The organism is Fuscovulum blasticum DSM 2131, assembly GCF_003034965.1.
Taxonomy (GTDB): domain Bacteria; phylum Pseudomonadota; class Alphaproteobacteria; order Rhodobacterales; family Rhodobacteraceae; genus Pseudogemmobacter; species Pseudogemmobacter blasticus.
The window spans coordinates 113,489-122,761 of record NZ_PZKE01000011.1 but is presented as its reverse complement, the minus strand read 5'-3'; the positions used below and the strand labels follow the sequence as shown (position 1 = coordinate 122,761).

At 65.5% G+C, this 9,273-nt stretch carries 9 protein-coding genes; 4 read left to right on the top strand and 5 right to left on the bottom strand.

Annotated features, from left to right (window positions below):
* The 5 genes from C5F44_RS12505 to miaA form a co-directional block, all read right to left on the bottom strand.
* A partial coding sequence (locus C5F44_RS12505; protein WP_107673870.1) for an ABC transporter permease occupies positions 1–1,127 on the bottom strand: 1,127 nt, incomplete at its 3' end.
* A gap of 10 nt (positions 1,128–1,137) precedes the next feature.
* Positions 1,138–2,223 carry an ABC transporter permease gene (locus tag C5F44_RS12500; protein ID WP_107673869.1) on the bottom strand — a complete coding sequence of 362 codons (1,086 nt, stop codon included), beginning with the start codon at positions 2,221–2,223 and terminating at the stop codon, positions 1,138–1,140.
* Between the two features lie 114 nt (positions 2,224–2,337).
* Positions 2,338–3,981, bottom strand: a complete 1,644-nt coding sequence (locus tag C5F44_RS12495; RefSeq protein WP_235822626.1) for an ABC transporter substrate-binding protein — start codon at positions 3,979–3,981, stop codon at positions 2,338–2,340.
* A gap of 278 nt (positions 3,982–4,259) precedes the next feature.
* A complete protein-coding gene (locus C5F44_RS12490) occupies positions 4,260–5,057 on the bottom strand; it encodes an AraC family transcriptional regulator (protein ID WP_107673868.1) in 798 nt (265 codons plus the stop codon).
* A 147-nt stretch (positions 5,058–5,204) separates the two neighbouring features.
* Positions 5,205–6,077 carry a tRNA (adenosine(37)-N6)-dimethylallyltransferase MiaA gene (gene miaA, locus C5F44_RS12485; protein WP_107673867.1) on the bottom strand — a complete coding sequence of 291 codons (873 nt, stop codon included), beginning with the start codon at positions 6,075–6,077 and terminating at the stop codon, positions 5,205–5,207.
* 147 nt (positions 6,078–6,224) lie between these two features.
* Between miaA and pyrH the strand changes: the two genes are divergently transcribed.
* The 4 genes from pyrH to C5F44_RS12465 all read left to right on the top strand — a co-directional run bounded on the left by pyrH (position 6,225) and on the right by C5F44_RS12465 (position 9,272).
* Positions 6,225–6,959: a UMP kinase gene (gene pyrH, locus C5F44_RS12480; RefSeq protein ID WP_107673866.1), complete on the top strand. Its 735-nt coding sequence runs from the start codon at positions 6,225–6,227 to the stop codon at positions 6,957–6,959.
* A gap of 148 nt (positions 6,960–7,107) precedes the next feature.
* Positions 7,108–7,674 carry a ribosome recycling factor gene (gene frr / locus C5F44_RS12475; protein WP_107673865.1) on the top strand — a complete coding sequence of 189 codons (567 nt, stop codon included), beginning with the start codon at positions 7,108–7,110 and terminating at the stop codon, positions 7,672–7,674.
* Between the two features lie 24 nt (positions 7,675–7,698).
* Entirely contained in the window at positions 7,699–8,427 is a 729-nt protein-coding gene (uppS, locus tag C5F44_RS12470; protein ID WP_107673864.1) for a polyprenyl diphosphate synthase, read from the top strand.
* Positions 8,424–9,272: a phosphatidate cytidylyltransferase gene (locus C5F44_RS12465; RefSeq protein WP_107673863.1), complete on the top strand. Its 849-nt coding sequence runs from the start codon at positions 8,424–8,426 to the stop codon at positions 9,270–9,272. Before uppS ends, C5F44_RS12465 begins: the two co-directional genes overlap by 4 nt.
* The last annotated feature ends 1 nt before the right edge of the window (position 9,273 follow it).

Here is a 9,273-nt window from a genome sequence, read left to right as displayed (position 1 = left end):
AGCAGGTTCAGGCCCAGGACAAGGCTCATCAGGGCAAGGGCGGGCACCACGGCGGCATGGGGGAACATGGCCAGAAGTTTGCGGCCATCGTCGATGGTGCTGCCCCAGTCGGGGCTTTCCGGGCTGACACCCAGGCCGAAGAACCCCAGCGTGCCCAGAAGGATGGTGGTATAGCCGATGCGCAGGCAGAAATCGACGATCAGCGGTCCGCGGGCATTGGGCAGGATTTCCCACAGCATGATGTACCAGGCGCTTTCGCCCCGGGTCTGGCCGGCCGCCACATAGTCGCGCGCCTTGATGTCCATCACCAGGCCGCGGACGATGCGGAAGACGCCGGGCGAGTTGACGAAGACCACCGAGACAAAGACGTTCAGCAGGTTCGGGCTCATCGTGAAGACGCCAAGCGGGTCCAGGTTGAAGGCCAGCCCGGAATAGGCCCAGAGGCCGACCACCAGCGTGACCCCGACATAGAGGTTCCGCTTCGGCGCGTTCATGTGGAAGCGCGAGTTGAACAGCAGCACGAAGAAGCAGATCGGGAACAGGAAGAGCACCGCGGCGAACCAGACCGGGATGCCGGTCTGCACGATCTCGGGCGTGACCAGCAGGTAGAACAGCAGGATCACCGGGAAGGCGAGGACGAGGTTGGCCAGGAAGGACAGCACCGTATCCAGATGGCGCCCGAAATAGCCGGCGGGCAGGCCCAGCGTCACCCCCACCATGAAGGCGAAAAGCGTGGCGGCGGGGGCGATCTTCAGCACGTCGCGCGCCCCCATGACCATGCGGCTGAACACGTCGCGCGCCAGGTTGTCGCCGCCCAGCAGATACCAGGGATAGATGCCCTCGGCCGGGTTCTTGACCGCCGAGCCGGGCAGCACGTTCTTCATGCCCGAAAGCTGCGCCAGCGGGTCATGGGTGATGATGTGGCCGGCGAAGATGGCGGTGAACACCCAGAAGGTGACGATGCCGAAGCCGATCATTCCCACCGTGGAATCGAACAGTTTGCCGTAAAGGCCCAGCCGGCGCTTGAAGCTGGCCGAGACCAGGAAGGTGGCGATCATCGCCAGCCAGACCGGCCAGAACCGCACCGCGGCCTTGGCGAAAAGGGCACCCCAGGACAGATCTTCCATGGCGTCCTCCTCAGCTCAGCCGGATGCGGGGATTGAGGAAGACATAGCCGACATCGGAAATCAGCTGCGTCACGAGTACGACGAACACCGCCACCACCGAACAGGCCAGCAGCAGGTTGATGTCATTGTTTCCTGCCGCCTGAACCAGTGTCCAGCCGAAGCCCTTGTAGTTGAACAGGGTCTCGACGATCACCACGCCGTTCAGCAGCCAGGGAAATTGCAGCATGATCACCGTGAAGGGGGCGATCAGCGCGTTGCGCAGCGCGTGTTTCACCACCACCTGCGCAAAGCCCACGCCCTTGAGCCGGGCGGTGCGGATGTATTGCTGGGTCATCACCTCGGTCATCGAGGCGCGGGTCATGCGGGCAATGTAGCCGATGCCGTAAAGCGCGATGGTCATCACCGGCAGGCCGAAGTTCCAGAAGGTGATCTTGTCCATGGCGCTGGTGGCGGTGCCCTGAAACAGGGTGCGGCTGCTGATCCAGCCATGTTCGGCCAGCCAGGGCGAAATGCCCGCCGTGCCGCTGGCGAAGAGCGCGACGAAGATCACGCCCGACACATATTCGGGGGTGGCCGTGGTGGCGATGGAGAAGGTGGACAGAACCCGGTCGGTGGCCGAGCCTTCCCGCATCCCCGACAGCACGCCGATGATCAGCGAGGTGGGCACCATCACGATCATCACCCACAGCATCAGCCAGCCGGTATGGGCCAGCCCGCGGGCCAGCACCTCGGTTACCGGGGCCTTGGCAAAGGTGGAAAAGCCCCAGTTGCCCTGCAGGATGCCGCAATAGCGCGGCGCTGTTTCGGGCGTCACATTGCCGCTGATGCAGCGGCCGCGCGTCACGCCCTTGTCGTCGGTGCGCAGCCAGCCGGGCATCACGCCCAGCCATTCGCCGTATCGGCTCACCATCGAGCCGCCGTGGCCGTTGTTGACGATCCAGCTTGCGATGGCCTCGTCGCTCATCCGGACCGAGCCTTCGCTGCGCGCCAGCTTTTCCAGGTTCGGGGGAAGATTGGTCAGGCAGAAAACCGCGAAGGTCAGCACGAGCGCCGTCAGAAGCATCAGGCCAGTCCGTCGCAGGACAAATGGCAACATGGCAGGTTCACTTTCCCCGGGAAACAGGCGATCCGGCCCCTGCGAAAGGGGCCCGGGTGGCGAAGGGGCGCGGGGCGCGACGGCGAACGGCCGCGCCCCGGGGTCCGGTCAGGATCAGGCGATCGACCACTTGTAGTGGTGATGCTCGAACGAGGGGTGCATCTCGACCGTCACGCCCGGCTTGGCGTGGCGGAACAGCGACCGCCAGTACGGCTGGATGATATAGCCTTCGTCCTGCAGGATCGTTTCCAGCGTAACCATCACCTCGCGGCGGGCATCGGCGTTGTCCAGCGCCAGCGCCTTGGTCATTGCCGCATCGAAATCGGCGTTGGCCATGCCACATTCGTTCCAGGAACCCGTCGAGGTATAGGCCAGCGACATGTTCTGAACCGCCAGCGGGCGGTGGTTCCAGGTGGTGGAGGAGAAGGGATACTTCTGCCAGTCGTTCCAGAAGGTCGACCCCGGCATCACCTTGCGCTTCACGTTCGCGCCCGCATCGCGCAGTTGCGCCGCAACCGCATCGGTGGTGGCGGCCTCGAACCCGTCATCCAGCGAGATGATCTCGATCTCGGCATCCTTCAGGCCGGCCGATTCCAGCGCGGGCAGCAGCCCGGCCGGATCAATGGTCTGCGCCGGGATCTTGGCATATTCCGGGTGGATCGGGCAGGCGTGGTGGTTCTCGGCGGTGGTGCCAAGGCCATTGTAGCCCAGTTCCAGCACTACGGCCGGATCGACCGCTTTCTGGATGGCCTGACGGACCGACTTTTCCTTGTAGAGATCGCTGGTGGCCGAGTTCATCCGCACGACAATGGTCGAGGCGGTCACCGCTTCGAGCTTGGTCCAGCCAAGCGCGTCAAGCTGCTCGATATAGTCGCCGGTGGTCTCGTAGTTGCAGTCCACCTCGTCCGAGGCGGCCAGCGACAGCATGGTCGAGGGGTCGGTGCCGAAGTCGATGTAATGGATCTCGTCCAGCGGCGCGGTGCCGCCCCACCAGGTGTGGTTCGGCGCGCGCACCAGAATGGCGCGGTTGCCGGCGGTCACTTCCTTGGGCACATAGGGGCCGGTCCCGATGGCATTGGTCGAAGGGTCGGACCCGTCAACATACGAGCTGTGCACCACAGCGGCCGGATAGTCGGCCAGGTTCGGCACGACGGCGATGTCGGACACGCTCATCTTCAGTTGAACGGTGTGGTCATCGACCTTGACCACAGCGCCTTCGCGCAGTTGCTTCTTCTCTTCATCGACCAGACCGGCGAAGCGCGACGCCATGGCATTGCCTTCGACCGAGCCGTCGCACCAGCGGGCGAACATGCGCACCACGTCATCGGCGGTGAAGTCCTCGCCGTTGTTCCACTTGACGCCCTGACGGACCTTCAGCGTGTATTCGGTGGCATCGGCATTGGCTTCCCAGCTTTCCAGCAGGCGGCCTTCGAAAGTGCCGTCAGCATTGTACTGGATCAAGTATTCCAGCCAGCCGCGATAGACGTTGGCGATATGCGGCCAGTCGGCGGTGCGCGGGTCTTTCTGGGCCTTCACCTCCATCGCGCAGCGCAGGATGCCGCCCACCTTGGGGGCGTCCTGTGCCATTGCCGGTTGCGGTGCGACCATCCCGAGCAGCCCATAGGCCGCAGTGGCCGAAACCCCGAGTGCGGTGGTGCGAGTCAGGAATTCGCGGCGGCTCAGTTTGCCCTCGCGAACTTCGTCGGCATACATCATGGCGGCCGGGTGCAGCGGCGCGGCCGAAAGCGTGTCTTTCATTCCTTCGTCTCCCTGTCAGTCGTCGTTGTCAGCGCCCCTTGCGGGCGCCGAATGCGAAAAGACATCAGGCCGGTTTTCATCCATTCGGGCGCAGTCTGAGTGCTGCCCGGCGCCAATTGTCCCTGCGACCATTGCGCATGTTTTTCGACGTGGCGTCAACGTCCGTAAGAGACGTGGCCTGTTCTGTTAGCGACAAGATTATGACGGTTTCGTCCGAACTTCAACCCGAACAGGGCGCCTGAAACGGCGCCGGACGGGAAGGGGCCGGTCTGGTGACGTCAGGGGGCGCGGCGGAAGGCGGTCGGCGACTTGCCCGTCAGGTGCTGGAAGGCCCGTGTGAAATAGGCGGCCGAGTTGAAGCCCAGGCTTTCGGCGATGCGGCCCACGGGAATACGGGTTTCGGCCAGCAGTTTGCGCGCTTCGAACAGGCGCCGGTCTTGCAGCAGGGCGCTGGCCGACCGCCCGCAGGCCGCGTTGCAGCAGCGCGTCAGGTGGGTGGGGGTAACACCCAGGGCGGCGGCAAAGTCGGCCACGCCCATGCCGGAGCGGAAGTCGCGTTCCAGCAATATGGTGTAGCGGGCGACCAGCCGGCGCGTCGCATCGGGTTTCGGAAGATCCGCTTCCGACTTTTTCGCCTGCCGTTCCAGCCAGACCCCCAAGAGGCCAAGATAGTGCAGCGTGGCGCGGTCATGGGCGGGGGTATCCGCCTCCATCTCGCGGCCGATGGCATCGAGCAGCACGTTCAGTTCCTGCTGGGCGTGAACTTCGCGGATGCGCAGGTGCAGCGGCTGCTTCGGCAGCGTCACGCCGGAATTGCGCCCAAAGAAGATGGCGGTTCCGAACACCTGCGGCCCGGCCTCGAACCCGTGCATGATGCCGGGGGGGATGAAGATCGCGTTGTGGGCGGTATAGCCGCGCGTTTCGCCCTGAAGGGTGATGCGGCCCTGACCCTTTGTGAACCACAGGAAACACGGCTCGCTCAGCGACCGCATCGCCTCGACCCGCCAGCGCCCGCCGGCGGCAAGCCGGGGGATAGCGACAAGTCGCGTCTGGGAAGCAGGAGAAAGATCTTGCATCACACCGAAAATCCGTTGGCCACAACATCAGCTTATGCCGCCAATTGTCGATCAACAAAGCAAAAAGATGGCCTGAGGGCAAAGTTGTCCACAGGGCGGGCGGAAAGCTGTGCATAAGTCTGTGGATCGGCGGAATCCTGCCAGTCCTCAGGCGGGAAGGATCTCTTGCCAGCCGGTCGTGGCCTTCATCCGCGACCGGAACCATGTCCGCTGCCGCTTGGCATATTGCCGGCTGGCCAGTTTCGCGGCCGAAACCGCCTCGGCAAGCGGGCAGGCTCCCCGCAGATGGGCCACCAGCTCCGCCGCGCCGATGGCCCGCGACGAGGGGCGGGCCGGGTTCCAGAAGGGCAGCTCGGCCCGCACCTCCTCCAGCGCGCCGGCCTGCATCATCGCGTCGAACCGGGCCGAAATCCGGGCATCCAGCCAGTCAACCGCGGGTCGCAGCACCAAGGCTTCGACTTGCCTCGCCGGCAGCAGGGGCGCGCCGGTGTCGGCCTGCCATTCGGCCAGACCACGGCCCGTTGCACGCAGCACTTCCCAGGCGCGCTGCACCCGGGCAGGGTTCTTCAGGTCGATCCGGGCCGCCGTCGCGGCATCCAGCCCGGCCACCATCGCGGCATAGTCAGCCGCGCGCAGCGCATCGGCCTCGGCCCGCACGGCGGCAGGCACCGGCGGCACCTCGGCCAGCCCCTCGGTCAGCGCCAGGAAATAGAGGCCAGTGCCGCCGACAATCACCACGGGCCGCGCCAGCAGGGGCTGCACCTGTCGCAGCCAGTGGCCCGCAGACCAGGGCGCGTCCCGCGCGATATGGCCATAAAGCGCGTGGGGCACCGCCGCCTCATCCTCGACCGAGGGGCGGGCCGTCAGCAGCCGCCAGCAGTCATAGACCTGCAACGCGTCAGCATTGACGACCACACGCCCGTCGCGCCCCGCAAGCTCCATCGCCAGCGCCGATTTGCCGCTGCCCGTCGGCCCGGCGATCAGCACCGGCGCTTCGCGTGAAATCCCTTGCAGACTCACTGGCTTCCTCTTGGCCGAAATACCCCGCCGGGGGGCCGGGGGCTGCGAAGCCCCCGGCTTTGCGCCGCAAGTCCCCGGTTGAACCTGCCGCCGTTTTCCCCCATTTTGCGCCGCGATCCAAGAGCACAGCGAAATACGGGGGACCCCATGTCAAACGCCGCCACCGAACCGGGGGGCAAATACGCCCGCGTGATGCTCAAGATTTCCGGCGAGGCGCTGATGGGCGATCAGGGCTATGGCCTGCATCCGCCCACCGTGCAGCGCATAGCCGAAGAGGTGAAGTCGGTTCAGCGCATGGGCGTGGAAATCTGCATGGTGATCGGCGGCGGCAATATCTTCCGCGGGCTGCAGGGCAGCGCGCAGGGGATGGAGCGGACGACGGCCGACTACATGGGGATGCTGGCCACGGTGATGAATGCGCTGGCCATGCAGTCGGCGCTGGAATCGATCGGGGTCTTTACCCGCGTGATCAGCGCGATCCCGATGGATCAGGTCTGCGAGCCCTACATCCGCCGCCGCGCCGTCCGCCACCTTGAGAAGAAGCGGGTCTGCATCTTCGCTGCGGGCACCGGCAACCCCTATTTCACCACCGACACCGCCGCCACCCTGCGCGCCAGCGAAATGGGCTGCGAGGCGGTGTTCAAGGGCACCAAGGTGGATGGGGTCTATGACAAGGACCCCAAGAAATTCGCCGATGCCAAGCGCTATGACCGGGTGTCCTATGACGAGGCGCTGGAAAAGCATCTGGGCGTGATGGACGCCACCGCCATCGCGCTGGCCCGCGACAACCGGCTGCCGATCATCGTCTTCAGCCTGGACGAACCGGGCGGTTTCCGGGGCATCCTGTCGGGGCAGGGCACCTATACGCGGGTCGACAGCTAGGCCGCGACGCCGGGCGCAGGGGCCTGCCGCTGCCGCCCGTGCGGCGGGTGAACGCGGTGGCCGCCGCCCCACTATACCAGCGCGGGCTTTCGTCCTATATCGGCCCACAAGGCCCCGGGTCCGGGGCGTCAAGACGGGGAAAGACCAGATGTCGACCGAAGAGTTCATGCTCGACACCGATGACCTGACGCGCCGCATGGACGGGGCGATCCACTCCTTGCGCACCGAATTCGCCTCGCTGCGCACCGGCCGCGCTGCCGCCTCGATGCTGGAGCCGATCCATGTCGATGCCTATGGCCAGATGACGCCGATCAACCAGCTTGGCACCGTGAACGTGCCCGAACCGCGCATGGTGACCATCAACGTCTGGGACAAGGCGATGGTCAGCAAGGTGGAAAAGGCGCTGCGCGAATCCGGCCTTGGCATCAACCCGCAGCTCAACGGCACCATCATCATGCTGCCCATCCCCGAGCTGAACGAGGAGCGCCGCCGCGAACTGACCAAGGTCGCCGGCCAGTATGCCGAACATGCCCGCGTCTCGATCCGCAACCTGCGCCGCGACGGCATGGACCAGATCAAGAAGGCCAAGGCCAAGAACCTGTCGGAAGACGACGCCAAGTTCTGGGAGGACGAGGTGCAGGAAATGACCGACAAGTACATCAAGCTGGTCGATCAGACGCTGGAAGCCAAGCAGCAGGAAATCATGCAGGTCTGATCCAGGCCGGAAAGGACCGCGCCGATGCCCGCGGATTCGCAAAGACCAAGCCGGCACGCCGGGCATGTCGCGATCATCATGGATGGCAACGGTCGCTGGGCCACCAACCGCGGCTGGCCCCGTCTGGTGGGCCACCGCAAGGGGGCAGAGCGGGTCAAGGAAATCGTCCGCTGCGCGCCCGATCTGGGCATCGAATGGCTGACGCTTTACGCCTTTTCGACCGAGAACTGGAAACGCTCGACCGAGGAAGTCCTTGGTCTGATGGCGATCTTCGCCCGCTATATCCAGCGCGAGGCCGATCGTCTGGCCGCCGAAGGGGTGCGGATGCGCTTCATCGGCGACCGCAGCCGTCTTGACCCCAAGCTGCAACGCCTGATGTCCGGGATCGAGGCGCGCACCGCGCATCTGAAACGGCTGAACCTGACGGTGGCGATCAACTACGGCGGCCGTGACGAAATCCTGCGGGCGATCCGCGCCGTGGCGCAGGACGCCGCTGAAGGCCGCTTCGACCCCGCCGCCCTGACCGAAGCCGCGTTTTCCAACCGGCTGGATACGCATGATGTGCCCGACCCGGATCTGGTGATCCGCACCAGCGGCGAGACCCGGACATCGAACTTCCTTGCCTGGCAGGCGGCCTATTCCGAATATGAATTCACCGAAACCCTCTGGCCGGATTTCACCCCGGCCGAGTTGCAGGCCATTCTGGCCCGTTTCGGCAACCGCGAACGCCGCTTCGGAGGGGTGCTGAAATGACCGAAAAAGCCGAACAGACAGAGTCACCGCCCCCCGCCACTTCCCCAGCCGCCGCCAGTTCGGACCGCTGGGCCGACCTGCGGCCGCGCGTGGTTTCGGCGGCGGTCATGCTGGTGCTGGGGGCTGTCGCCATCTGGCGGGGCGGGGCGCTTTTTGCGGAACTGGCCGTGCTGTGCACCGCGCTGATGACCTGGGAACTGGCGCGCATGACGCGGGGCGAAGGGCGGGATCTGTCGATCCCGCTGGCCGCTCTGGCGGCGGTGGTGCTGGCCCTGGTCCTTTGGGTGCAGGCGCCCTGGCCGCTGGCGGGGCTGTTGCTGCCTTCGGTCGTGGGCGTGCTGACGCCCCGGCGCGATCCGGTGGTCTATGCCGGCTATGCGGCGGTGATCATGCTGACCGGCCTGTCGCTGGTGATTGTGCGGCAGTCGCTGGGCGTCGGGCCGATGATCTGGCTGCTGGCCGTGGTCATCGCCTCGGACACCGCAGGTTATTTCGCGGGCCGCATCCTGGGCGGGCCGAAATTCTGGCCCCGCATCAGCCCCAAGAAAACCTGGTCCGGCACCATTGCCGGCTGGGTTGGCGCGGCGCTGGTCGGCCTTGTGGCCTGGGCTGCTGGCGTGGGCGGGCCGCTTCTGGTGCTGGTGTCGCCGCTGGTGGCCTTTGCCGGCCAGATGGGCGACATCGCCGAAAGCGCGATCAAGCGCCGGGCAGGGGTCAAGGACAGTTCCGCCCTGATCCCCGGCCACGGCGGGCTGATGGATCGTTTTGACGCGTTGGCTTTTGCCGCGATTGCCACCGTTATGCTGCAGGCAATCCTGCCCTTCCTGTCGGTCATCAAGGTCTGAA

Bases quoted from the DNA above. Each gene is read 5' to 3' on its own strand.
- C5F44_RS12495 (WP_235822626.1), bottom strand. From the start codon at position 3,981: ATGAAAGACACGCTTTCGGCCGCGCCGCTGCACCCGGCCGCCATGATG.
- pyrH (WP_107673866.1), top strand. From the start codon at position 6,225: ATGTCAAACGCCGCCACCGAACCGGGGGGCAAATACGCCCGCGTGATG.
- frr (WP_107673865.1), top strand. From the start codon at position 7,108: ATGTCGACCGAAGAGTTCATGCTCGACACCGATGACCTGACGCGCCGC.
- C5F44_RS12500 (WP_107673869.1), bottom strand. From the start codon at position 2,223: ATGTTGCCATTTGTCCTGCGACGGACTGGCCTGATGCTTCTGACGGCG.
- uppS (WP_107673864.1), top strand. From the start codon at position 7,699: ATGCCCGCGGATTCGCAAAGACCAAGCCGGCACGCCGGGCATGTCGCG.
- C5F44_RS12465 (WP_107673863.1), top strand. From the start codon at position 8,424: ATGACCGAAAAAGCCGAACAGACAGAGTCACCGCCCCCCGCCACTTCC.
- C5F44_RS12490 (WP_107673868.1), bottom strand. From the start codon at position 5,057: ATGCAAGATCTTTCTCCTGCTTCCCAGACGCGACTTGTCGCTATCCCC.